The following is a 22,032-nucleotide window of genomic DNA, read 5'->3' on the forward strand; positions in this document are numbered from 1 at the left end:
GCGTCAGCCGCTCGCGAGGTCGAGCACCCAGACGATCACGCCGACGACGCCCAGGACGGCGAGCAGCCCGCCCATGAGGCGGGCGGGCGTCGGGCCGACGGGCCCCGGCTCGGCCAGCAGCTCGGCCTCGAGCAGCACCTCGCGGGCGGCGTCGACGCCGGAGGCCGGGACCAGGACGTCGCGCGGACCGGCCGCGAGCATGTCGGGCACGTCGAAGCCGCGCGAGCGGCGGACGAGGCTGGGGATCCCCTCCTCCAGCAGCAGGCCGCAGAGGAACTCCGCCTCCGCCTGGTGGCGGCCGCCGGCGACGCGGACGAGCTCGCCCTCCGCGTACTGGGGCTTGATCTTGCGGGCGCGGGCGTGCCGGTCGGTGACCTGTGGGTCGTCCGGCGCCCCGGCCCACGTGAGCGGCATCGCGCACGCGGTGCAGAAGCGGGCGGGCGGCGCGTGGAGGGCGCCGCACCGCGGGCAGACGAGCGGGGGCGCGCCGCCGCCGTCCACCGGCTACTCCGACGTGAGGGCGACCTCGCGGTAGTCCCCGTCCTCGATCAGCCAGGACCGGACCTCGGGCTCGGCGTCCTTGAGGCCGACGATGATCCACTCGACGCCGGGCCACAGCGCGCCGAAGTTCAGGTCGGTCTGGGACGGCTCGGGCGCCGACATGACGTGCGAGTGGTAGATCGCGCCGAGCTCCTCGCCGCGGTCCTCGAGCTCGTCGACGAGCCGCAGCAGGACGAGGCCGTCGATCTCGAAGCGGCGCTTGTCGTGCGCGGTGTTCTCGAGCTCGTGCACGGCGACCGCGACGCCGTCGCGCGTGGCGACGACGCCGCAGCACTCCTCGGACACGTCGCGGCGCGCGTGCTCGACGATCTGCTCGAGCAGGGCGGGAGCGATCTGCATCCGTCGGGGCGCTCAGTCCGCCTTGAGGGCGCGGCGGTCGTCCTCGTCGTCGCGGCGCTCGCCCGAGATCGACTCCTTGAACTCACGCAGGCCGTTGCCGACCGAGCGGCCGACCTCCGGGAGCTTCTTGGGGCCGAGGACGATGAGGGCGATCGCGAGGACGATCACGAGCTCCATGGGACCGATGTTGGGCATCACTGGCTCAGTTCTCCGTGGGTGAGGGGGGTGCGCGGACGGACTTCCCGGGTTCCTACGTGGATTACCACCAGACGGTTGAGTCGAGGTTCTCGACCTCGTCGACCGGCAGCGTGTAGATCCCGCTGCTCAGGTACTTCCAACCGTCGTCGCAGATGATGAAGACGACGTTGCCCTCGTCCATCTCGTTGGCGATCCGCACCGCCACGCGCGCGATCGCCCCCGAGGAGACGCCCGCGAACAGGCCCTCCTCGTCGAGCAGCTTGCGCGTCCAGATGATCGCGTCGCGGTTCGTGACGAAGATCTTCCGGTCCAGGAGGGTCAGGTCGATGATCTCGGGGATGAACCCGTCGTCGAGCGAGCGCAGCCCCTGCACGGGCTCGCCCTGCATCGGCTCGGCGGCGACGATCTTCACGCGGTCCCCGAGCTCCTCCTTGAAGCGGCGGGCGTTGCCCATCAGCGTGCCGCCGGTGCCGAGACCCGCGACGAACGCGTCGACGTTGCCGTCGAGCTCGGTGAGGATCTCCCGCGCGGTGCCGTTGTAGTGCGCCAGCGGGTTCGCGGGGTTCCCGTACTGGTAGGGCATGTAGTACGAGGCGTCGGCGTTCGCCATCTCGACGGCCATCGCGACCGCGCCGTTGGAGCCCTGGTTGCCCGGCGAGTAGACGATCTCGGCGCCGTACATCTGCAGCAGCTGCGTGCGCTCGGGCGTGACGTTGTCGGGCATCACGACCTTGAGCTTGTAGCCCTTGCGCCGACAGATCATCGCCAGTGCGATGCCGGTGTTCCCGGAGGTCGGCTCGAGGATCGTCTGGCCGGGGCTGATCGCGCCCTTGGCCTCCGCGTCCTCGATCAGCGACTTCGCGACGCGATCCTTGATCGACCCGGTCGGGTTCGCCGACTCGAGCTTGGCCCAGATGCGGACGCCCGGCTTGGGCGAGAGCCGCTTGAGCTCCACGAGGGGGGTGTTCCCGATCGCCTCGACGATGTCGCCGTAGCGACCGCCGCAGGGTCGGGTCTCCAGGGGCGGGAGAGCCATGACTTCACGAAGTGTAGCGGGGCCCCGGAGGCGGCCCCGGAGACGGCGGCGCGCCACCTCCGGGGCCCGCGACCTAGCGACGCCTGACGCGCACCCAGCGGCCCGCGTTGCCCGCGCGGTCGACGACCCGCACGTACGGCCGGCGGCCGAGCTTGCGCGACACCTTCACGGCCTTGCCGTAGCGCGCGGTCAGGCGCCGCGAGCGCGCCGTCGTGCCGGTCGCGACCTGGACGAAGCCGACGCCGGAGACCGCGTCGCGGGCGCTGACCCGCAGCGTCGTCCCGCGCAGCGAGACGGTCCGCACCGCCGGCGCCGTGGTGTCGAGGACGATGTCGTCGGTGTAGGTCTGCGTCGGGTTCGCCGAGCCTGGGAAGCGGACGTACACGGTGCGTGGCAGGCGCTCCGCCAGCCCGCTGACGGGCAGCCGCCAGGCGTAGCGCTGGTCGGCGGCGATCGGCCGCTGCTCGGCGAAGTCGAAGCCACCATCGTTGGAGATCAGCACCGAGGTCGCACCCGCGGGCGGGCTGATGCGCAGCTCCACGTCGCGGCTGTTGACGTACGCGGCGTGGAACTCGATCGTGACGCCGACGGGGCGGCCCGCACCCGTGCCCGGGTCGGGCGTGGGGGTCGGGGTCGGCGTGGGCGTCGGGTCGGGCGTCGGCGTGGGCGTCGGCCCCGGCGTCGAGGTCGTGTCCAGCGGCGTCGCGTAGAACGTGTAGCCGCCCGAGCTCCACCGCTGCACGCGCGCGTTGGAGTACTCGCCGACGAACACGTTGCCCGCGAGGTCGCCGCCGTACTGGCCGAAGACGTCGATCGCGAGCGCGTTGTCGAGCTTGCCGGGCGCGGACCCGAAGCCGCCGAGGGTGCGGAACTCAACGCCGTCGCAGCCGATCAGCCGGACCGTGTGGCTGTCGATGTCCGACGCGAAGACGACGCCGAAGTCGTCGAGGTAGACGTCCGGGACGCGACCGCCGATGACGCGGCTGCCGACGCGGTCGAGGTCGGTGTCGTAGAGCGTGACCTCCTTGCTGCCGTGGCCGGCGACCGCGACGCGGTAGCCGCAGGAGGCGTACTGGTTGTAGGAGATGCCGTCGGGGTTGTCCAGCGTGACGGAGCGGCGACCGGCGAGCGTGGCCTTGTCGAGGCGCACGACCTCGTCCGAGCAGACGCTCGTCGCGAACACGTACGCGCTCGAGACGTCGAGTCCGCCTCGGCTCCAGGTCTCGGCGGGCTCGGTGCACGGGGACAGCGTGAAGCCGCGCTGGTAGACGCCGTCGCGCGTGAACTCCTGCACGCGGTTGGCGCCGTCGAGCGTCCAGACGCGGTTCTGCGGGTCGACGCTGATCGCGGCGATGCCGCCGCTGATCTGGCCGGGCGCGTCGCCGCTGCTGCCCCACTGGCGCAGCAGCGCGCCCGAGGGGCTGAGGACCTTCACGACGCCGTCGAGCCCGGCGTAGGCGTTGCCCTCGGTGTCGACGCCGAGCGCCTGCGGGGGATACGGGGCGGCGTGCGCACTGCCGGCGACGCCGAGCGCGAGCGCGGCGGCGGTGAGCGCCGCGCCCGTCAGCTTCCTGCGATGACCCTTCACGGGGGTGCCTCCACGAGTCGAAACGGGAACGTTCGACCCTGCCCGCGGCGCAGTCTACGGGTCCAGCTGCGACAGGTGCGGCCTTTCGGTGGGCCGCCCGCGACGGCGGACGGCCCGCGAGCGGCGGATCAGGCGGCGCCGCCGGCCATCGCCGGCAGGATGACGAGGCTGTCGGACGCGCCGACGGCCGTCTGCAGCCCGTCGAGGACGCGGACGTCCTCGTCGTTGAGGTAGACGTTGACGTACCGGTTGAGGTCGCCGTCGGCGCCGAAGATCTGCGCCTTCGTCTCGGGGTGCTGCTCGGTCAGCGCGGTGAGTACCGCGCCGACGTCGGCACCCTCTGCGACGACCTCGCGCTCGCCGCCGACGGCGGGACGGAGGACCGGGGGGATGCGAATCGTGGCCATAGGTTCAGGAGATGATTCCGGAGTCGGGGGTCGGAGTGCCGGCCGGGGCCGACGGAGGGCGCCGGGCGGTCAGCCCGCCGCGGCGCAGAACGCCTCGTAGTCGGGGAAGACACCGAGCTCGTCGTCGGAGATCTCCTCCGGGTCGCGCGAGCAGATCGGGCACTCCGGGTCACGGCGCACCTTCAGCTCGGTCGTCGACGCGTCGAGGGCGTCGTACATGAGCAGACGGCCGATCAGCGGGTCGCCGGCGCCGAGGATGAGCTTGATGACCTCGGTGGCCTGGAGCAGGCCCATCGTGCCCGGCAGGACGCCGAGGACGCCGTTGGCCCCGCACGACGGCGCGAGCTCGGCCGGCGGCGGCTGCCGGAAGAGGCAGCGGTAGCACGGGCCCTCGTAGGGCTTGAAGACGCTGAGCTGGCCCTCGAAGCCGAGGATCGCGGCGCTGACGACCGGGATCTTCAGCCGCACCGTCGCGTCGTTGAGCAGGTACCGCGTCGGGAAGTTGTCGACGCCGTCGACGATGATGTCGTAGTCCTTGATGATGTCGACGATGTTCGAGGCGTCCAGGCGCGTCTCGTACTTCACGACCTTCACGTCGGGGTTCAGCGCGTTGATCGCCTGCTCGGCCGAGTCGACCTTCGCGACGCCGACGGTGTCGGTGCGGTGGATGATCTGGCGCTGCAGGTTCGAGACGTCGACGGTGTCGTCGTCGACGATGCCGAGCGTGCCGACGCCCGCGGCGGCGAGGTAGAACGCCGTCGGCGAGCCGAGCCCGCCGGCGCCGAGCAGCAGGACCTTCGACTCGAGCAGCTTCTGCTGGCCGTCCTCCCCGACCTCCGGGAGCAGGAAGTGCCGGGAGTAGCGCTGGCGCTGGTCGCCGCTCCACTGGAACGGGACCTCGACGTCGTAGCCGCGGTCCTTCCAGAGGGTGTAGCCGCCGGTCATCGACTCGACGTGCTCGTAGCCGAGGTCGTCGATGAGCGTCTTGGCGGCGAGCGCCGAGCGGTTGCCGGAGGCGCAGTAGAGGATCACGCGCTGCGAGCGGTCGGGGGCGACCGACTCGATGCGCGACTCGAGGAAGCCGCGGGCCACGTGGGCGGCGCCCGGCAGCTTGCCGGCGCTGACCTCGTCGGTCTCGCGGACGTCGACGATCGCGACGTCCTCTCCGAGGAGCTGGGCGACCTCGGAGGGGTCGACCTCCGTGATCTCGCTCTTGACCTGCTTGATGAACTCGCTGCCCGAGGGGGTCATCCCGTTAATCACCTGAATCGCGGTCGGGTATTCGACTTCAGAAAGTATAGCGACACCGTTGCGCCAACGACACGAGCCCGGAGCGCCGGTCCTTCCGGCGCTCCGGGCTCGTCGTGTCCACAGGCCCACGCGCGTCTCCGTCGGCCGCAATCCGGCGGGCGCCTCCCGGTCCGCTGCGGGCAGGTCTCGGGTGGTGGGGGGCGCGATCTCCGTGGCGCGCCCACCAGGGGTATCGGACCGCGGCGGCGGCGCCGATATGGGGTGCAGACCCCATCCCATGCTCCGCCGCTCCCCCACCCGCCGCCGCCCCTCCCTGGCGGCCCAGGTCCTCGCCGTCAACGCGCTGCTCGTCTGCGCGGCCATCCTCGCCTCCGCGGTCGGCGACGACGTCCGCATCCAGGACCTCGCCTCCACCCAGAGCCAGCTGCTGCTCACCGCCGCGATCCTCGCGTCGATCCTCGTCAACGGCCTCGTCCTGCGCCGCCGCTTCGCCCCGCTGGAGGAGCTCATCGCCACGATGGAGCGCGTCGACCTCGCCCACCCGGGCGTCCGCGCGACGGTCGGGCACGCGGACACCGAGGAGGTCGCCCGGCTGCAGCAGGCGTTCAACCGGATGCTCGCGCGCGTCGAGGAGGAGCGCGCCACGACCTCGCGCGCCGTCCTGCGCGGCCAGGAGGCCGAGCGCGCCCGCATCGCCCGCGACCTGCACGACGAGGCCAACCAGTCGCTCACCGGCCTGCTGCTGCGGCTCCAGGCCGCCGCGCACGACGCGCCGCCGGCGCTGGCGGCCGAGCTCGCCGAGACGCGCGAGCTGGCCTCCCGGGCGATGCACGAGCTGCTGCGGCTCGCCCGCGAGCTGCGGCCCGCCGCGCTCGACGACCACGGACTGCACGAGGCGCTCCACGGCCAGGTCGACCGCTTCCGCACGCCGGGCGGGGCCCGCGCCCGGCTCGACCTCGCCCCCACCGTCGACCTCGACGCGCTCGACCCCGACGAGCAGCTCGTCGTCTACCGGGTCGTCCAGGAGAGCCTCTCCAACGTCTTCCGCCACGCCCGCGCGCGCCACGTGACCGTCGAGGTCACCCCGGGCGCCGCCGGTCCCGTCGTGCGCGTCTGCGACGACGGGTGCGGCTTCGCGCCCCGGCACGCCGACGGCACCGGCCTCGAGGGCATGCGCGAGCGCGCGCGGCTCGTCGGCGGGCGCCTGTCGGTCCGCTCGCGCCCCGGTGCGGGGACCACCGTCGAGCTGGCCCTCGCCGTCCGCGCCCCCACCCCCATCCCGATCGGAGCCCCGTGAAGCTGCTCGTCGCCGACGACCACGGCGTCGTCCGCGGAGGCCTGCGCCTCCTCCTGGACCGCCAGCCCGACATGGAGGTCGTCGCCGAGGCGGCCGACGGCGCCGAGGCGGTCGCACAGGCGCTGCGCCACCGGCCCGACCTGTGCGTGCTCGACGTGTCGATGCCGAAGCTCACCGGGCTGCAGGCCACGCGCGAGATCAAGGCGCAGGCGCCCGCGGTCCACGTGCTCGTGCTGTCGATGCACGACGACGAGCGCTACCTCTTCGAGGCGCTGAAGGCCGGCGCCGGCGGCTACGTCCTGAAGACCGAGGCCGACCACGACCTCGTCGACGCCGTGCGCGCCGTCTCGCGCGGCGAGCCGTTCCTCACCAGCGCCGGGCAGCGGCGGCTCGTGCGCGAGTGGCTCGCCGACCCCGGGTCCGGGCCGAGCGAGCCGCTCTCCCCGCGCGAGCAGGAGGTCCTGAAGCTCATCGCCGAGGCGCACACCAACCGCGAGATCGGGGCGATCCTCCACCTGTCGGAGAAGACCGTGGAGTCCCACCGCGGGAACCTGCTGCGCAAGCTCGGCATGCGCGACCGCGTCGAGCTCGTGCGCTACGCGATCCGGCGCGGGCTCGTCGAGCCCTGAGCGGCCGTCCTCAGGACGGCTCGGCCTCGAGCTTGGCGATGTCGTGGGCCAGCGCCTCGGGGGTCAGCTGGTCGATCGGGAACGCGATGCGCTGGCGGCCGCTGCGGTCGATCAGCAGGACGCGCGCGGTGTGGTCGAACTCGTCGCCCTGCGGGGCCACGCCGTAGAACTTCCAGATCGGCGCGAGGGTCTGCCGGTCGCCGAGCAGGAACCGCATGCGGCCGTTCGTCAGGCGCCGCTTGAGCAGGAACTTCCGGGCCTGGTCGGCGTCGTCGTTGGCCGGGTCGACGGACACCGCCAGCGCCGGGACGTCGTGGCCGAGACGATCGAACGCCGCGCGGATCTGGTCGGCGGCGATCGGGCAGGTGTCCTCGCAGGTCGTGTAGAGGAACGTGAGGGCCACGACCTTCCCCCGGTACTCCTTCAGCGACGCGACGCGGCCGTCCTGGTCGCGCAGGCGGAAGTCCTTCGGCGGCACCCCCGCGGGCGCGAGCGCGCCGCGGAAGCCCGGGGCCTGCGTGGGCTCGTCGTCCTGCCCGGCGGTGGCGAGGAGCGCGCCGCACAGGGCGGCGAACGTGCACGCCAGCAGCGTGGCGAGCGCGAGGTGGAGGCGCGTGACCCGCATGCCCACAGGGTACGCAGGCAGGACCGCGGGCGCGCGCCGCGAAGCTGCGACACAACTTCTGAACCGTCCCGGGGTTCGATCCGTTCTAGAGGAAGAACGATGCGCCGATCGACCATCCACGAGCTGCTGGACGAGCTGCACGACACGTGCGAGATCGTCGTGCGCCACTGGCGCCCCGGCTGCGAGCTGCACGACGCCTGGCGCGCCGCGCAGGACGAGGCGCTCGACGCGTACGCCGCCTGGGCCGCGTCCCCCGGCCGCACCGCCTACGCGGTCTACGTCGCGGCCGCCGACCGGGCCGACGCCGCCGCCGACGCGTACGCGGCGGCCGTACGGCCGCTCAGCGCGGCGCCCGCGGGCTGAGGTCGTCGTCGAAGGCCCCGTCCGCGAAGACGGGGTCGTCGTCGTCCTCGAAGCCCTCGTCGCGGGCGCGCGCGACCATCAGCGCACCGACGAGGATCACGACGGGCGCGAGGTAGAGCAGCGAGACGAGCCAGTGGCCCGCGTGGGCGATCGGGAGGGTCATGAGGCCTGCGCGGAGAGGAGCCAGAGCCCCAGGCTGGTGAATCCGACCATCACCGCGAGCATCCAGTATTGACTGCGGGTGGCATCGCGTGCGCGCCGATAGAGCACGAGCGCCCGCTCGTGCGCCAGCACGAGCCCGGCGACATGCCCGAGGACGAGCGCCCCGACCTGCACGTACCAGATCGCGTTGGCGGTCAGGATGCCGTAGTCGATCGTCGCGGTCGCGGTGCCGAAGAGGTCGGAGCCGTCGCCCAGCGGGTCGGAGGCGAGGTAGGCGATCGACTGCCCGTTGTAGGCCAGCAGCGAGAAGTAGTGGGCGATGACGTACGCGAGCGCGATCGGCACGAGCGTGTGGGCGAAGCGGCGCGAGAGCATCTCGGCGTCCATGCCGCCGCCGATCGAGCGCATACCGACGACCCCGAGGCGGTACAGCCCGGCGACCAGCAGCACGACCGCGGCCATCCCGATCGAGAACGCCACCTCGAGCGCCGCCCCGCTGGACAGGCCGAGGTCGATGAACGCCTGCTGCAGGTCGGGCGCGAGGTCGGTCCAGACCTCGCCGCCGCTGAGCCCGTCGAAGCTCGTCGTGCCGATCATGACGGCGAGCAGCGCGACCGTCCCGGGCACCGCGACGATCCGCGTCGCGCCGACGAGCGGCCGGCGGCGACGCAGCGTGCGGCCCTCCCAGTGCAGCGGCGAGAGCGTCGCGAAGAGCGAGAAGTAGACGGAGAAGCCGTCCGCGTTGCGGGTCCACGGCTCGATGCCGTAGAGGCTCATCCCGACGAGCTGGAGCGCCGCGTAGGCGAGCGCGAGCAGCGCCAGCGTCGACGGGTCGCCGCCGTTGCCGTACACGAGCTCCACCCACGTGAACGCGAGGATCACGACCGCGGCGGGCCACTGGCCGAGCCGCGCCGGGTAGGCGGTCGGCTCGGGCAGCTCGCCGCTCCCGGCCACCCGGCCCGCCACCCAGGACGCCGCACGGGCGATCGCGCGCCAGGGGTTCAGCGCCCGGAACACGTCGCCGAAGACGAGCGACAGCACCGGGATCCCGACCCAGAAGTAGACGTAGACGAGCGTCGGGGCGAGGTTCGCGGACTCCGTCTGCGTGCCCGCCAGGCCCGCGTAGACCGCCAGCACGAACAGCAGCACGCCGACCGCCCCCGCGAGCACCTCGAGGACGACGGGCACCGACAGGACCCGTGTGCCGTCCGCGTCCTGGCGCTCGAGCCGTGGCCTGGGCCACAGGACCGCGAGCGCGACGAAGCTCACGACGAGCACCACCGCGGCCGCCCAGGTGAACAGCCAGCGCGGGATCGGCAGGTCCTGCTTGCCGACGAGGCCGTGCGCGGCAGCGACCTCCGGTCCGAGGACGGAGAGGAGCAGCAGCCCCGCGAGGAGGACGAGCGTCGTCGGGAGCCGGCGCATCCACCTGATTCTAGGAAGCGCGAGGGGGCGGGGTCGCGCCGACCCCGCCCCCTCGGTGCGTCAGGCCCTCGGGGCCCGGCGCGCGGTCGCTACTTCTTGCAGGCCACCGAGTCCGTCGCGGAGGCCTTCGTGCCGTCGCTGAAGACGAAGTCGCCCTTGAACGCGAGCTTGCCGCCCGAGCAGCCCTTCAGCCCGACGTACGGCTTGCCCTTGGAGGTCTTCTTGTCGATCGTGGTGACGAACGAGGTCAGCGTCGCGAACACGCCCGGCAGCGGCTGCTGCAGGTTCGCCGGGATCGTGACGGTGAGCTTCGTGCCGTACTTGCCCGACGCCTTGCCGAGCTTGCCGACGATGACCGAGTCGATCGCCAGCGGCGCCGAGCCCGTCACGTGCAGGTTCAGCGTGTTCTTCGGGCCGTTGAAGGCCGAGACCTTGAGGTTGGCGACCTGGCCGAGGGCCTCGCCGACCGCGGTGCCGCTGCCGACCTTCGAGCCCTTCGCGCAGCCGGCCTCGTTGGCCTGGACGGTCGCCTGGGTGCAGGTCGCGAACGACGACGGGTTGAACACGAGGTTCTTGTCGAACGAGATGACCGCAGAACGGGTCGCGAACGTCTCCGACGCGACCTTCTTCTTCGTCTTGATGTCGACCTTGAGCTTCACGGCGGCCGGCTTCTTCGCCGTGCCGGCCTTCGACGGGCTGACCGTCACGTCGATGGACTGGTCGACGGTCGCCGCGTAGGCGACACCGGCGACGGGGACGGCGACGACCGAGAGGGCCGTCGCGAGCAGCGCGGACTTGCGCATTCTTCCTCCTGCTACTGGGGACTGATGGGGATGGGGTGGGTGACCAGCTCTACCAGGGTGGGAGACCCCGGTGGGAAATCCCGCCGGCCGGCCCGCTGCTTCCGTATCGGACATGCGTCCAAGAACCTTGAGCGCGGATCCAGAGCACGGCGCCCACGGGCGAGATGCTGCATCCTGAACGCCCCGACCGCGTCCGTGTTGCGGGCCCCGGCCCGCGCGGACGGATGTACTACGGTCCCGGCCCTCCCATGCGTGCCCCCGTCGACACCATCGCCGCCCCGCCGTTCCCGGCCCGCCTGCCGTGGGTCAACGTCGCGCCGCTGCGGATGGACAAGCAGATCGGCCGTCCCGTGCTCATCGAGTTCTGGGACTTCTGCCGGCCCAACTCGCTGCACACGCTCCCGTACGTGCAGGCCTGGCACGAGCGCTACGAGGCCGCGGGCCTGCGCGTCATCTCGGTGCACGCCGCGGGCTTCCCGCCCGGGCACGACGAGGACGCGGTGCGCGCGGCGGTCGCGCGCCTGGGGATCGAGCACCCGGTCGTGCTCGACCCGCAGCTGGAGATCTGGACGTGGTTCGCCAACCGTGGCTGGCCGTCGCGCTACCTGTTCGATCAGCAGGGCAAGCTGTTCGAGTACCACCACGGCGAGGGCGACTACCACGGCACCGAGCGGGCGATCCAGGAGCTGCTCGGCGTCGAGCGCGAGCCGGTCCCCTACGTCCGCCCGCAGGACGACCCGGCGGCGATGGTCGTCGTTCCCACGGCGGACGTGGAGGGCGCCTACAGCGGCCCCTACGAGGCGGGCGAGGTCTGGGCGGTCGTGTCGGGCGCCGGCGCCCTGCACGTCGACGGACGCACGGTGACGGTCGAGCACCCGGGCGCGGTCCTGCTGGTCGAGCACGACCGCCACACCGAGGGCGTCCTGGCCCTCGAGCCCGGCGACGGCGTGACCGTGCACGCCACCTGCTTCGGCGCCGGCCTCGCCGCCTGAGCGCCGGGTCGCCGGGCCGGGCGGTCAGTCGAGCGCGGCGACGAGCCGCTCCAGGCGCGGCGGCGCGTCGTCGTCCAGGACGACGGCGCGGCCCGCGAAGTACGGGCCGTCGGGGTCGCCGCCGGAGAAGACCGGCTCGTCGACCCAGCTGCCCCCGTTCCACAGCCGCGCGCCGGTGCCGGGGACGAGCCACTCGTGCCGGTGGTCGCCGGGCAGTGGGCCCGCACGGTGGGTGTGACCGAAGATCACGTGCTCGGCCGTGATGCCGAGCCGCCAGACGACCTCGCCGATCGCGCCCAGGCCGGCACGGCGCAGCTCCGGCGCGGAGATGTCGGCGCTCAGCGGGCCGATCCTCGCCCGGTTGAGCGCTCCGACCGCGAGCGGGAACGCGCGGGTGAGCAGCAGCTCGCGCGGGCTGCGGCGGCGGTCGCCGAGGTCGCCGGCGAGGACCTTCCAGGTCGAGGCCGAGGTCTTCTGGGTGCCTGCCGACCAGGTGCCCGCCGGGCTCTGCGCGAGGGCGTGCATCCACGCGTAGAGGGGCTGCAGGCCCGCCTCGAAGTCCTCGGCGGTCGCCGCGCCGCGCCCCTCGGGCACCTCGCCGACGACGCGCGCCATCGCCCCGAGCGCCAGCCGCTCGAAGCTCGGCAGCGTCGTGACGCGGTCGAGGTAGTGGCCGTGCAGGGCGTACACGTCGTCGCGCAGCGCGACACCGGGGAACGCGACGACCAGGCGGGCTGGCCGGACCGCGTCGCGGATCGCCCGCAGCGCCGGGACCCGCTCGAGCTCGCGCACGGTCAGGCGTCGCTCGAGCCCGAGCGGCGGCGGCGGGTCGGGGACCGCGCGCGCCTCCAGCCACGGGGCGATCAGGTGGTGGTCGTGGTTGCCGGTGACGAGGACGATCTCGCCGTTCGGGCCGAGCGTCTCGCCGAGTGCGGCGAGGACGGGGAGCGCCGCGGCGAGCGCGTCGCGCAGCGGGCCCTGCCGCAGCTCGACGACGTCGCCGAGCAGGACGAGCCGGTCGGTCCCGGCGAGCGCGGCGCGCAGGCCCGCGAGCGGGCCGGGCCGGCGCAGCACGTCGACCGCGCGATGGGCGCCGAGGTGCAGGTCGCTGATGACGGTCGTGCGCACGCGGCGAGGGAGGCTACCCGGCGGCGCCCGGCCGCCCGTAGAGGACCGCGGCGACGGACGTGGCGAGGTTGAGGCTGCTGACCCCGGCCCGCATCGGGATCGCGACCGTCCGGTCGGCCCGGGCGCGGACCGCCGCGCCGAGTCCGTGGCGCTCGGTGCCGAAGGCGAGGACCGGGGCGGGTGGGCCGGCGGGCTCGTCCGCGAGCCGCCGGTCGCCGTCGGCGTCGAGCGCCACGAGCGGCCGTCCGGCGAGGTCGTCGGGGAGCGCGTCGAGCCGCAGCACCGGCTGGGCGAACTGGAGCCCGGCACCGCCGCGCAGGCACACCGGGTGCCAGGGGTCGAGCCGCCCGACCACGAGCACGGCGGCGGCCCCGGCGGCCGCGGCGACGCGCACCGCGGCACCGACGTTCCCGGGGTCGCGCGGGTCGTCGAGCAGGACGACCGGCCCCGGGGCGCGCAGCGCGTCCTCGAGCGTCGGCCGCGGGTGCCGGGCGCGGGCCAGCACCCCGGTCGGGACGGGCCGCGCGGTGGCGGCGGCGATGCCCGCCTCCCCCACCTCGTCCGCGGCCTGGAGCAGCGGCACGAGGTCCGGGGCGAGCGTCGCGGCCAGCTCCAGCGCCGCGGGGCGCGCCGCGACGCGCACGTCGGTGACGGCCGCGCCGAAGCGCCGCGCGTGCTTCAGGGCGTGCAGGCCCTCCAGGAGGACGTCGTCCACGCGCGCATCATCGCGCGCGCGGTCAGCGTGCGGCGACCGGCTCGCGCCGGTGGGCCTTCTCGCGGCGCAGCGCGTCGTCGGAGCGCGCGAGCAGCTCCTCGACGGTGGTGCCGTCCTGGGGGTAGACCGCGATGCCGATCGATGCGCGGACCTCCTCGCGGTCCTCGACGCGGATCTCCTGCAGGGCGCGCTCGATCCGGGCCGCGAGCAGCTGCGCGCCGTGCTCGTCGGTCTCGGGGGCCAGCACGGCGAACTCGTCGCCGCCCTGGCGGGCGACGACGTCCTTGCCGCGGACGTTGTCGACCAGCGCGCGACCGACCTCCCGCAGCAGCCGGTCGCCCTCGAGGTGGCCGTAGCGGTCGTTGACCGCCTTGAAGTGGTCGACGTCCATCGTCAGCAGGGCGAAGCGGCGCGGGTCGCGGGCGACGGTCTCCGCGAGGCGCTCGTGCAGCCGGCGATAGTTGCCCACGCCGGTGAGCGGGTCGCGCCGGGCGAGCGCCCGGTAGGCGAGCTCGCGGCGGATGGCGTGCTCGTGCAGGACGGCGATGAGCACGCCGACCGCGGCGACCGCGGGCGCGAGGCCCAGGGCGGTCGGCAGCGCGTCGGGCGCGCGCTCGGGGGCGAGGCCGGCGATCAGGACGGGGGCCGTCGCGGCGACGGCCACGTGGAGGCCCGCGAGGACCGGCGGGCGCAGGACCGCGCCCGCGAACGCGGCGGCGAGGACGAAGCCGCCGACGGTGGCCGCCCCGGAGCCGTCGAGGGCCAGCGCCGCGGCCGCGGCGTGCAGCGTGACGGTGCCCGCGAGCACCTGGCGGGCGGCGCGACCGTGACGGACGGTGCGGGCCCGGCACAGCAGCGCGCCGACGAGGGTGCCGGTGGAGGCGACGACGAGCGCGAGGTCCGCGGCCGGGGCGGGATCGCCGCCCAGCAGGGCGCCGCAGAGCGCCAGGAGCCAGACGAGCGCGACGAGGCGCCCGGCGACGGCGCCGAGCCGGGCGACCTGCTCGTGCTCGGTCTCGACGTACGGGAGGTCCAGGGACGGGCGGCGCTCGGTGGGCTCGGTCACGCCCCGGTCGTCGGCGCGGACGGACCGCGGTGCGATCCCCCTGGACGGATGACCGATGCGGCGGGCGCGCGGTGCGGCGACCGCGCGCGGGCCGTCAGCCCTTCGCCGCCGCCATCGCCTGGCGGATCGGCTTGGGGAGCATGAAGCGGACGTCCTCCTGCATGACCTCGAACTCGCTGACGTCCTGCACCCCGTGGGAGCGGAAGAACGCGACGAGCCGCTGCACGAGCTCCTCGGGCGCGCTGGCGCCGGAGCTGATGCCGACCGTGCGCGGCCCGTCGAGCCACGCCTCGTCGACCTCGGACTCGTTGTCGATGAGGTACGAGGCCGCGCCGTGCTCCTGCGCGACCTGCACGAGCCGGTTGGAGTTCGACGAGTTCCGCGAGCCGATGACGAGCACGAGGTCGCAGTGCTGCGCCATCTGCTTGACGGCCGCCTGCCGGTTGGTCGTGGCGTAGCAGATGTCGTCGGTGCGGGGCCCGGTGATGTTCGGGAACCGCTCGCGCAGCCGGTTGATGATCTGGCGGGTCTCGTCGACGGACAGCGTCGTCTGCGAGATGTAGGCGAGCCGGTCGGGGTCGGCGACCTCGAGCGCGTCGACGTCGGCCTCGGTCTCGACGAGGACGATCGCCTCGGGCGCCTCGCCCATCGTGCCCTCGACCTCCTCGTGGCCGTCGTGGCCGATGAGCACGATCGTGTAGCCCTCGGAGGCGAACTTCACGGCCTCGCGGTGGACCTTCGTGACGAGCGGGCAGGTCGCGTCGATCGTGCGGAGCTTGCGGCGCTCGGCGTCCGCGTGGACCATCGGCGAGACGCCGTGGGCGCTGAAGACGGTGATCGCGCCCTCGGGGATGGAGTCGTCGAGCTCGTCGACGAAGATCGCGCCGCGCTCGCGCAGCTGCTCGACGACGTGCTTGTTGTGGACGATCTCCTTGCGCACGTAGACCGGCGCGCCGTGCAGCTCGAGCGCGCGCTCGACGGTCTGGACCGCCCGGTCGACGCCGGCGCAGTAGCCGCGCGGGGCGGCGAGCAGGAGCTTCTCGACGGTGCTCGTGGCCATGTGCCCAGTGTACGGACGGGTCGGGGTGGCACGACCACCGCGGCATTTCTGCGCTCAGTGCAGGTCTGCAGCCGCTGCACAATGCTACGGTGACGGTGATGAGCGACGCCGGCGGACTGCGGGAGCGCAAGAAGCGCCAGACGCGCGAGACGATCGCGCGCGAGGCCCTCCAGCTGTTCCGCGAGCGCGGGTTCGACGGTGTCACGGTCGCCGACATCGCGGCCGCCTCGAACATCGCCCCGCGCACGTTCTTCGCCTACTTCCCCACCAAGGAGGACGTGGTCTTCGCCGACCACGAGCAGGCCCTCGACGGGTTCTCCGCGCTCCTGCGCGAGCGCGAGGACGCGGAGTCGACGATCGACGCGCTGCGCCGCTGGATCGCCGACCTGCTGGCCGACCACGACCCCGACGACCCCGCGGAGACGTGCCGCAAGGAGCTGATCCGCGGCACGCCGTCGCTGGCGGCCCAGCGGCTGTCGAAGATGAGCGAGTTCGAGCACGTGCTGCGCGAGGGCATCGCCCGCGACCTCGGGGACGACCCGGACGGCATGCGCCCCCGGCTCGTCGCCGCCGCGGCGGTCGCCGCGCTGATGTCGCTGGACGAGCTGGACGCCGACCACTGGGAGCTGCTCGGCAGCGAGGACCCGCTCGAGGTCCTCGACGTCGCCCTGGCGTTCCTGCGCGGCGGCCTCGACGCGCTGCAGTCCGGCGACCGCCGCCCGCACTCGCGGTAATTCTGCACTCAGTGCAGTCTTGCACTGAGTGTGGTACTGTCCGCGTCGCCGTCCACCCCTCCCCCCTCAGGAGCCCACATGTCGTCCCTCCTCGCGCGGATCGCCCGTGCGATCTCCCACCGCTGGAAGCGCTCGCTCGCGTTTGCGCTCGCCACGCTGGTCGTCCTCGGCGTCCTCGCCGGCACGGCCAACCCGCCGGCCGACAGCTTCGACGTCCCCGGCGCCGACTCGCAGCAGGCCTACGACCTCTTCCGCGACCACACGCCGGCCTTCGCCGGCGGCGACGCGACGCTCGTCTACACCGTCGAGCAGGGGCGCATCACCGACGCCCGCCCGAAGGCCGCGGTCCAGGCCGCGCTGGCGAAGGTCAAGCAGCTCGACGGCGTCATCTCCGTCGCCGACCCGTTCGCCCAGGGCGGCGCGCTCTCGCGCGACGGTCGGCTCGCGTCGGTCGACGTGCGGTACTCCACGGAGGCCGCCGACATCAAGAAGAAGGACGGCGAGGACCTCGAGAAGGCCGCCGAGGTCCCCGAGGCATCCGGCGTGCAGATGTCCCAGCGCGGCATCGTCGTCGACACCGCCCAGCAGCAGGCCCAGGCGCCCGTCGGCGAGCTCGTCGGCGTCGGCATCGCGATCATCCTGCTGACGCTCCTGTTCCGCTCCAAGGCCGCCATGGGCGCGACCCTCTTCGGCGCGATCATCGGCGTCGCCGTCGGGCAGATGCTCCTCGCCGCGCTCGCCGAGCCGCTCGGGCTGCCGAGCTTCGCGACCACGATCGCGATCATGCTCGGCCTCGGCGCCGGCATCGACTACTCGCTGCTCATCATCGGACGGTTCCGCGAGCAGCTCGCCGCCGGCGACTCGACACGCGACGCGGCGGCGAAGGCCGCCGCCACCGCCGGCACCGCCGTCGTCGCCGCGGGCCTCATCGTCATGGTCGCCATCGCCGGCCTGCTCGTCGTCGGCATCCCGGCGATCGGCAAGATGGGCCTCGGCGCCGCGATCGGCGTGTTCGCCGTCGTCCTCTCCGCGCTGCTGATCCTCCCGATCATGATGGGCGCGATCGCCAAGCGCCTGCGCCCGAAGGAGGCCGCGCACGTCGACCCCTCCCCCGGCTTCGCCCGCTGGGGCTCGATCATCACGGCGCGCCCGTGGCTGGCGATCGCCGCCGGCACGCTCGCGCTGCTCGTGTTCGCGTTCCCCGCGCTGGACCTGCGCCTCGGCCAGCCCGACGACGGCAACCAGCCGACCTCCAAGACCCAGCGCGTCGCCTACGACGCCCTGAGCGAGGCCTTCGGGCCCGGCTCCAACGGCCCGCTGCTGCTTGCCGTCGACACCCCGGACCGCGACGCGCAGACCGACGCACAGGTGCAGCGGATCTCCGCGGCCGTCGCCGCCCAGCCCGGCATCGCCAGCGTCCAGCCGCCGATCACCAGCGAGGACGGCGAGATGGCGACGATCTTCGCGGTCCCCACGACCTCCCCGCAGGACGCGCGCACCAGCGACCTGATCGAGCGCCTCCGCGACGACGTGCTGCCCGCGGCCACCCGCGGCACCGGGCTCGACGTGTACGTCGGCGGCACCACCGCCACGTTCGAGGACTTCTCGGCCAAGGTCGCGTCGCGGCTGCCGCTGTTCATCGGCGTCGTCGTCGGCCTCTCCGTGCTGCTGCTGGTGATGGCGTTCCGCTCGCTGCTGATCCCGCTCCTGTCCGCCGTGCTGAACCTGCTGTCGATCGTCGCCGCCTACGGCGCCGTGACCGCGGTCTTCCAGGACGGCTTCGGCGCGAGCCTCATCGGCGTCGACAGCGGCATCCCGATCGTGTCGTTCGTGCCGGTGCTCATGTTCGCGATCCTGTTCGGGCTGAGCATGGACTACAACGTCTTCCTGCTCTCGCGGATGCACGAGGCCTACAACAACGGCGACGGCCCGCGCGACAGCGTCGTGCACGGCATGGCCCGCATCGGCAAGGTCGTGCTCTTCGCCGGCCTGATCATGGCCGCCGTGTTCCTCGCCTTCGTGACCACCGACGACGTGATCTCGAAGATGTTCGGCGTCGGGCTCGGCCTCGCGATCCTCATCGACGTGCTCATCGTCCGGCTCGTCATCACCCCGGCCGTCGTGCTGCTGCTCGGCGACCGCGCCTGGTGGCTGCCCGGCTGGCTCGACCGGCTGCTGCCGAACGTCTCGCTCGAGGGCCACGCGGTCGAGAGCGTCGACCCGCAGGCACCCGCGGCGCCGCGCGAGAAGGTCCTCGCCTGAGCCGTCAGTAGCCCGAGGCGTCCAGGCCGCGCAGGAGCTCGACGACCGTCTCGCCGACGGCGTCGAGCGCCTGCTCGGAGGTCTTGTCGGGCGTGTCCTGCACCGTGTCGCGGTGCTCGTAGGTGAAGTCGATCAGGTCGATCGCCGGGATGCCCTCGTTGAGGAACGGCGTGTGGTCGTCGAACAGCGTGGCGCCCGTGCCCTTCGGGAAGACGTCGAGGACCCCGGCGCGGCGTGCCGCGACCCGCAGCCGCCGCCACAGGCCCTCGTCGCTGGATCCCTCGCGCGGGATGCGCTGCCCGATCCCGGCGACGTAGTCCAGGAGGATCATCGCGCGCGTCGAGCGCGCGTTGGCGCGCGCGTAGGCCTTCGAGCCGCGCAGCGCGACCTCGTAGAAGTCCGCGTCGGACTGCCCCAGCGGCTCCTCCTCCCCGTCGAACAGCACGAACCGCAGCTCGCGCGCGTCCTTCGGCCGCGACAGCTTGCGCATCGCCCGTGCCACCTCGATGACCCCGGCGGTCCCGGCGGCGCCGTCGTTGGCGCCGACGAACCCCGGTGGCTGCGCCTCGGTGTCGTAGTGCGCGCCGATGACGATCGCGGGCCGGCGGCCCGGGATGCGACCGACGACGTTCTGCAGTCCCGGATGGCCGGGCACCGGGACGAGCCGCCCGCGGGGCAGCCGCCGGGCGAGCTGCGGCGCGAGCTTCCGCAGGGCCGTCGAGCCGGCGGGCCGCTGCCCGAACGAGACCTGGTAGCGCAGCAGCGACATCGCCCGCGCGCCGTCGAACCGCGTGAGCGTCGCCGTCGGGACCGCCGGGTCGGGGTCCGCGGCGGACCGGGCGGCGGTCGCGGTCGCCGTCGGGGCCGTCGCCCGCGCCTCCCCGTCGGAGGAGTCGCCGCAGGCGGCGAGCGCGACGGTCGCCGCCGTCGCGGCCAGGACGGCGAGCACGGTCGAGATCACGGGGCGGGGCACGGGCGGATCATCGCGCACGGGTCCATCCCATCTCCCAGAAGGCGAGCTCCAGCCGGGAGCACCCGGCGAACGCCGCGTGCATCCGGGCGCGGTGGGCCTCGGGCAGGCCGTCGGCCGCCCGGTCGACGAGCGCGCGGCTCCACGCGGCGAGCCGCTGGAACTCCGGGTCGGCGTACGTGGCGATCCAGGCCGTGTACGCGGCCGGCCGGTCGGCGGGCGCGGGCTCCCGGGCGAGGCGCTCCCCGATCTCCGCGTAGCCCCACATGCACGGCAGCAGCGCCGCGGCGAGCTCGGCGAAGTCCCCGAGCGTCGCGGTGCGCAGCAGGAAGTCCGTGTAGGCCCGCGTCGCGGCCGCCGGCGCCTCGCGCTCCAGCGCGGCGGCGTCGATCCCGAGATCGCGGGCGACCCCCCGGTGCAGCTCCATCTCCTCCCCCAGGATCGCCTGCGCGAGGTCGGCGAAGCGGCGCATCGTCTCCAGGTCGGGCGCCCGGGCCGCGCCGAGGGCCAGCAGCCGCGCGTACTCGATGAGGAACACGTAGTCCTGGCGGACGTAGTGCTCGAAGCACCGCGGGTCGAGCGTGCCGTCGGCGATCCCGCGGACGAACGGGTGCGCGTGCTGGGCCTCCCAGAGATCGGCGCTCCGCGCGCGGAGCTCGTCGCTGAAGCTCACCGGCGCGGCTCCCGTGCGGGCACGCGCACGCGGGTGTCCGGGCGCGGCGGTGGCGCCTCGCGGTTGCCCGCCCGGTCGACCGCCACGGTGTAGAAGGCGTAGCGACTGCCGCGCGCGACCCGCACGCGCGCGCTGCCCGTGCGCGAGCTCGCGATGCGCCGCGCCGGACGCCCGTTGGCCGAGCGCCAGAGCTCCACCCGGGCGACGCCGCTGGCGGTCAGGCGGGCCGGTGCGCGATCGGCGCTCGTCCAGCGCAGGGTCAGGCGGCCGTCACGCGGCCGACCGGGGCGGCGCAGCCGCGAGGTCGGCGCGGCACGGTCCAGGGCGCGTGCCGCGGTGACGGCGGCTCCCGCGTCGACGATGCCCCAGCCGAGCTCCGCGGTCCAGCCGGTCCCGGCCGGCCGGCGCGCGGTCTCCTTCAGCAGCCGCACGACCTCCGCGACCGACAGGTCCGGGTTGAGGTCGCGCACGAGCGCGGCGACCGCGGCCACGATCGGGGTCGCCATCGAGGTGCCCTGCAGGTAGGCGTAGCGGTCGTCCCCGTTCAGGGTCGCGCGGCAGCTGCAGCCGGCGTCGAACAGGCCGCCCCGCTCGAGCTCGGTGGTCTGTCCGGGGAACGCGCCGAAGAGGCCGCGCGGCCCGCCGCTGACGTTGAACGCCCCGTAGGCCGCGAGGGAGATCTGGGAGCCGAAGCCGGCGAAGCTCGCCCGCTCGTCGACGAAGTTCGCGGCGGTCACCGACAGGCCTAGGCCCTGGGTGATGTCGGGCCCGGTCCCGGTGGGCTGCAGGACGTTGCTCGGGTCGCCCTGCTCCTGCACCGGCTCGTCGGCGGCCGCGGCCACCGGCACCGCGCCCTGGTCGACCGCGTACCGCAGGGCCTCGACGAGGACGCGTGCGGCGGGCTGCCGGCCGTCGGTGCCGAAGCTCATCGTGATCGCGTGCGCCCCCGCGTCGGCGGCCGCGACGATCGCCCGGGCGATGCTCGAGTCCGACAGGTCGGACTTGTAGACGAGCATCCGGCAGCCGAGCCCCGCGCCGGTGATGCCGATCCCGTCGTCACCGGCCGCGCACGCCATCGAGGCGACGTGGGTGCCGTGCCCCGTCTCGTCGGTGCGCGCGTCCCCACCGCCACGGTCGTCGAGGTCGACGGCGTCGATGATCCGGCCGGCGAAGTCCGGGTGCGCGGCGTCCACGCCGGTGTCGATCACCGCGACGCGCGCGCCCTCGCCGCGGGTGACGTCCCAGGCCGCGAACAGCCCGGTCCGCGCGACCCACCACTGCAGCGGCGTGTCCGGTGACGCCCGCGGCTCGGGCGTCACGAGGGCCGGGTCGTCGGGCACGAACCGCGGGGTGTGCCGCTGCTCGGCCTCCGCGTGGGCCACGCCCGGCAGGGCGCGCAGCCGGGACGCGAACGCCGCGGGGCCGACCCCGGCCGGCGGGCGCACGACGACGGTGTCCAGGTGCGGCACCGCGATCCCGGTCGCGCGGGCACCGGCGCGCGCCGTGAGCGCCCGGACCGCCGCGGCGGTCGCGCGCGGGCCCTCGGCCGACCCGGCGGGCCGGTCGAGCGTCACGAGGACCCGGCCGGTCGCGGTGCTCGCGGTGGCCGTCGGCGCCGGGCCGAGGACCATGGCGAACAGAGCGAGGACCGTGAGCGTTCCTCCGCGCTGTCGGGTCGGGCCGGGCATCTGCAGGAGCACGATAACTCCGCGGCCGGGTGTCCCGCAGCGGTTGCGGGCGGCGCGCCC

The 22,032-nt window shown here is 74.0% G+C and carries 24 protein-coding genes; 6 read left to right on the top strand and 18 right to left on the bottom strand.

All coding sequences use genetic code 11. The features are described 5' to 3' along the window. Positions 1–3: 3 nt before the first annotated feature. The 7 genes from C7Y72_RS15620 to moeB all read right to left on the bottom strand — a co-directional run bounded on the left by C7Y72_RS15620 (position 4) and on the right by moeB (position 5,380). Positions 4–414 (bottom strand): DUF2007 domain-containing protein, encoded by a 411-nt coding sequence (locus C7Y72_RS15620; RefSeq protein ID WP_146175407.1) that lies wholly within the window; start codon positions 412–414, stop codon positions 4–6. 90 nt (positions 415–504) lie between these two features. Continuing rightward, a complete protein-coding gene (locus C7Y72_RS15625) occupies positions 505–900 on the bottom strand; it encodes a M67 family metallopeptidase (RefSeq protein WP_107570110.1) in 396 nt (131 codons plus the stop codon). Positions 901–912: 12 nt separating this feature from the next. Further along, the gene (locus C7Y72_RS15630; protein WP_107570389.1) at positions 913–1,095 is read right to left on the bottom strand and encodes a Sec-independent protein translocase subunit TatA/TatB; all 183 of its coding nucleotides are present in this window, start codon (positions 1,093–1,095) and stop codon (positions 913–915) included. 64 nt (positions 1,096–1,159) lie between these two features. After that, entirely contained in the window at positions 1,160–2,134 is a 975-nt protein-coding gene (locus C7Y72_RS15635; RefSeq protein WP_107570111.1) for a PLP-dependent cysteine synthase family protein, read from the bottom strand. A gap of 73 nt (positions 2,135–2,207) precedes the next feature. After that, positions 2,208–3,722 (bottom strand): NHL repeat-containing protein, encoded by a 1,515-nt coding sequence (locus tag C7Y72_RS15640; protein WP_107570112.1) that lies wholly within the window; start codon positions 3,720–3,722, stop codon positions 2,208–2,210. 128 nt (positions 3,723–3,850) lie between these two features. Continuing rightward, on the bottom strand, positions 3,851–4,129 hold the full coding sequence (locus tag C7Y72_RS15645) for a ubiquitin-like small modifier protein 1 (protein WP_107570113.1): 279 nt from the start codon (positions 4,127–4,129) through the stop codon (positions 3,851–3,853). Positions 4,130–4,198: 69 nt separating this feature from the next. Continuing rightward, positions 4,199–5,380 carry a molybdopterin-synthase adenylyltransferase MoeB gene (moeB, locus tag C7Y72_RS15650; protein WP_107570114.1) on the bottom strand — a complete coding sequence of 394 codons (1,182 nt, stop codon included), beginning with the start codon at positions 5,378–5,380 and terminating at the stop codon, positions 4,199–4,201. 277 nt (positions 5,381–5,657) lie between these two features. On the opposite strand from moeB, the gene C7Y72_RS15655 reads away from it, so the two are divergent. Continuing rightward, complete coding sequence (locus C7Y72_RS15655) at positions 5,658–6,677, top strand: HAMP domain-containing sensor histidine kinase (protein WP_158276886.1); 1,020 nt, start codon at positions 5,658–5,660, stop codon at positions 6,675–6,677. After that, positions 6,674–7,306 (top strand): response regulator, encoded by a 633-nt coding sequence (locus C7Y72_RS15660; protein WP_107570116.1) that lies wholly within the window; start codon positions 6,674–6,676, stop codon positions 7,304–7,306. The genes C7Y72_RS15655 and C7Y72_RS15660 overlap by 4 nt, the downstream gene beginning before the upstream one ends. Before the next feature lie 10 nt (positions 7,307–7,316). Here the strand turns inward: C7Y72_RS15660 and C7Y72_RS15665 are convergent, their stop codons facing one another. Continuing rightward, entirely contained in the window at positions 7,317–7,931 is a 615-nt protein-coding gene (locus tag C7Y72_RS15665; protein ID WP_107570117.1) for an SCO family protein, read from the bottom strand. Positions 7,932–8,030: 99 nt separating this feature from the next. On the opposite strand from C7Y72_RS15665, the gene C7Y72_RS15670 reads away from it, so the two are divergent. Further along, positions 8,031–8,294 (top strand): hypothetical protein, encoded by a 264-nt coding sequence (locus C7Y72_RS15670; protein WP_107570118.1) that lies wholly within the window; start codon positions 8,031–8,033, stop codon positions 8,292–8,294. Here C7Y72_RS15670 and C7Y72_RS15675 read toward each other — a convergent pair. From C7Y72_RS15675 to C7Y72_RS15685, 3 genes are all read right to left on the bottom strand, one after another. Continuing rightward, positions 8,272–8,457, bottom strand: coding sequence for a hypothetical protein (locus tag C7Y72_RS15675; protein ID WP_107570119.1), 186 nt, complete (start codon positions 8,455–8,457; stop codon positions 8,272–8,274). The genes C7Y72_RS15670 and C7Y72_RS15675 overlap by 23 nt on opposite strands. Beyond that, positions 8,454–9,881, bottom strand: coding sequence for a fenitrothion hydrolase (locus C7Y72_RS15680; RefSeq protein WP_107570120.1), 1,428 nt, complete (start codon positions 9,879–9,881; stop codon positions 8,454–8,456). The genes C7Y72_RS15675 and C7Y72_RS15680 overlap by 4 nt, the downstream gene beginning before the upstream one ends. Before the next feature lie 89 nt (positions 9,882–9,970). Continuing rightward, positions 9,971–10,684, bottom strand: coding sequence for a hypothetical protein (locus C7Y72_RS15685; RefSeq protein WP_107570121.1), 714 nt, complete (start codon positions 10,682–10,684; stop codon positions 9,971–9,973). Between the two features lie 248 nt (positions 10,685–10,932). On the opposite strand from C7Y72_RS15685, the gene C7Y72_RS15690 reads away from it, so the two are divergent. Next, positions 10,933–11,676: a DipZ protein gene (locus C7Y72_RS15690; protein WP_107570122.1), complete on the top strand. Its 744-nt coding sequence runs from the start codon at positions 10,933–10,935 to the stop codon at positions 11,674–11,676. Positions 11,677–11,700: 24 nt separating this feature from the next. Here C7Y72_RS15690 and C7Y72_RS15695 read toward each other — a convergent pair whose 3' ends face one another. The 4 genes from C7Y72_RS15695 to C7Y72_RS15710 all read right to left on the bottom strand — a co-directional run bounded on the left by C7Y72_RS15695 (position 11,701) and on the right by C7Y72_RS15710 (position 15,645). Further along, a complete protein-coding gene (locus C7Y72_RS15695; protein ID WP_107570123.1) occupies positions 11,701–12,804 on the bottom strand; it encodes a metallophosphoesterase in 1,104 nt (367 codons plus the stop codon). Positions 12,805–12,817: 13 nt separating this feature from the next. Beyond that, positions 12,818–13,519 (bottom strand): TrmH family RNA methyltransferase, encoded by a 702-nt coding sequence (locus C7Y72_RS15700; RefSeq protein ID WP_107570124.1) that lies wholly within the window; start codon positions 13,517–13,519, stop codon positions 12,818–12,820. Between the two features lie 22 nt (positions 13,520–13,541). Then, positions 13,542–14,585: a GGDEF domain-containing protein gene (locus C7Y72_RS15705; RefSeq protein WP_107570125.1), complete on the bottom strand. Its 1,044-nt coding sequence runs from the start codon at positions 14,583–14,585 to the stop codon at positions 13,542–13,544. Positions 14,586–14,679: 94 nt separating this feature from the next. Beyond that, on the bottom strand, positions 14,680–15,645 hold the full coding sequence (locus tag C7Y72_RS15710) for a 4-hydroxy-3-methylbut-2-enyl diphosphate reductase (protein ID WP_107570126.1): 966 nt from the start codon (positions 15,643–15,645) through the stop codon (positions 14,680–14,682). A gap of 98 nt (positions 15,646–15,743) precedes the next feature. On the opposite strand from C7Y72_RS15710, the gene C7Y72_RS15715 reads away from it, so the two are divergent. Next, positions 15,744–16,379, top strand: coding sequence for a TetR family transcriptional regulator (locus C7Y72_RS15715; protein WP_107570127.1), 636 nt, complete (start codon positions 15,744–15,746; stop codon positions 16,377–16,379). A gap of 78 nt (positions 16,380–16,457) precedes the next feature. Beyond that, positions 16,458–18,641, top strand: a complete 2,184-nt coding sequence (locus C7Y72_RS15720; protein WP_107570128.1) for an MMPL family transporter — start codon at positions 16,458–16,460, stop codon at positions 18,639–18,641. Positions 18,642–18,645: 4 nt separating this feature from the next. On the opposite strand, the gene C7Y72_RS15725 is transcribed toward C7Y72_RS15720, so the two are convergent. From C7Y72_RS15725 to C7Y72_RS15735, 3 genes are read right to left on the bottom strand one after another with little or no spacing between them, the layout of a single operon-like run. After that, complete coding sequence (locus tag C7Y72_RS15725) at positions 18,646–19,614, bottom strand: M28 family metallopeptidase (protein ID WP_107570129.1); 969 nt, start codon at positions 19,612–19,614, stop codon at positions 18,646–18,648. A gap of 7 nt (positions 19,615–19,621) precedes the next feature. Then, positions 19,622–20,284 (bottom strand): thiaminase II, encoded by a 663-nt coding sequence (tenA, locus tag C7Y72_RS15730; RefSeq protein ID WP_107570130.1) that lies wholly within the window; start codon positions 20,282–20,284, stop codon positions 19,622–19,624. Further along, positions 20,281–21,972, bottom strand: a complete 1,692-nt coding sequence (locus C7Y72_RS15735) for a S8 family peptidase (RefSeq protein WP_107570131.1) — start codon at positions 21,970–21,972, stop codon at positions 20,281–20,283. Before C7Y72_RS15735 ends, tenA begins: the two co-directional genes overlap by 4 nt. Positions 21,973–22,032 lie beyond the last annotated feature (60 nt).

The organism is Paraconexibacter algicola (genome assembly GCF_003044185.1).
GTDB classification, from domain to species: domain Bacteria; phylum Actinomycetota; class Thermoleophilia; order Solirubrobacterales; family Solirubrobacteraceae; genus Paraconexibacter; species Paraconexibacter algicola.

Excerpts from the sequence above, each read along its gene's own strand:
- C7Y72_RS15720 (WP_107570128.1), top strand. The coding sequence starts at position 16,458 with ATGTCGTCCCTCCTCGCGCGGATCGCCCGTGCGATCTCCCACCGCTGG.
- C7Y72_RS15625 (WP_107570110.1), bottom strand. The coding sequence starts at position 900 with ATGCAGATCGCTCCCGCCCTGCTCGAGCAGATCGTCGAGCACGCGCGC.
- moeB (WP_107570114.1), bottom strand. The coding sequence starts at position 5,380 with ATGACCCCCTCGGGCAGCGAGTTCATCAAGCAGGTCAAGAGCGAGATC.
- C7Y72_RS15655 (WP_158276886.1), top strand. The coding sequence starts at position 5,658 with ATGCTCCGCCGCTCCCCCACCCGCCGCCGCCCCTCCCTGGCGGCCCAG.
- C7Y72_RS15690 (WP_107570122.1), top strand. The coding sequence starts at position 10,933 with ATGCGTGCCCCCGTCGACACCATCGCCGCCCCGCCGTTCCCGGCCCGC.
- C7Y72_RS15645 (WP_107570113.1), bottom strand. The coding sequence starts at position 4,129 with ATGGCCACGATTCGCATCCCCCCGGTCCTCCGTCCCGCCGTCGGCGGC.
- C7Y72_RS15670 (WP_107570118.1), top strand. The coding sequence starts at position 8,031 with ATGCGCCGATCGACCATCCACGAGCTGCTGGACGAGCTGCACGACACG.
- C7Y72_RS15715 (WP_107570127.1), top strand. The coding sequence starts at position 15,744 with ATGAGCGACGCCGGCGGACTGCGGGAGCGCAAGAAGCGCCAGACGCGC.
- C7Y72_RS15675 (WP_107570119.1), bottom strand. The coding sequence starts at position 8,457 with ATGACCCTCCCGATCGCCCACGCGGGCCACTGGCTCGTCTCGCTGCTC.
- C7Y72_RS15630 (WP_107570389.1), bottom strand. The coding sequence starts at position 1,095 with ATGCCCAACATCGGTCCCATGGAGCTCGTGATCGTCCTCGCGATCGCC.
- C7Y72_RS15685 (WP_107570121.1), bottom strand. The coding sequence starts at position 10,684 with ATGCGCAAGTCCGCGCTGCTCGCGACGGCCCTCTCGGTCGTCGCCGTC.
- C7Y72_RS15620 (WP_146175407.1), bottom strand. The coding sequence starts at position 414 with ATGCCGCTCACGTGGGCCGGGGCGCCGGACGACCCACAGGTCACCGAC.
- C7Y72_RS15735 (WP_107570131.1), bottom strand. The coding sequence starts at position 21,972 with ATGCCCGGCCCGACCCGACAGCGCGGAGGAACGCTCACGGTCCTCGCT.
- C7Y72_RS15665 (WP_107570117.1), bottom strand. The coding sequence starts at position 7,931 with ATGCGGGTCACGCGCCTCCACCTCGCGCTCGCCACGCTGCTGGCGTGC.
- C7Y72_RS15635 (WP_107570111.1), bottom strand. The coding sequence starts at position 2,134 with ATGGCTCTCCCGCCCCTGGAGACCCGACCCTGCGGCGGTCGCTACGGC.
- C7Y72_RS15710 (WP_107570126.1), bottom strand. The coding sequence starts at position 15,645 with ATGGCCACGAGCACCGTCGAGAAGCTCCTGCTCGCCGCCCCGCGCGGC.
- C7Y72_RS15680 (WP_107570120.1), bottom strand. The coding sequence starts at position 9,881 with ATGCGCCGGCTCCCGACGACGCTCGTCCTCCTCGCGGGGCTGCTGCTC.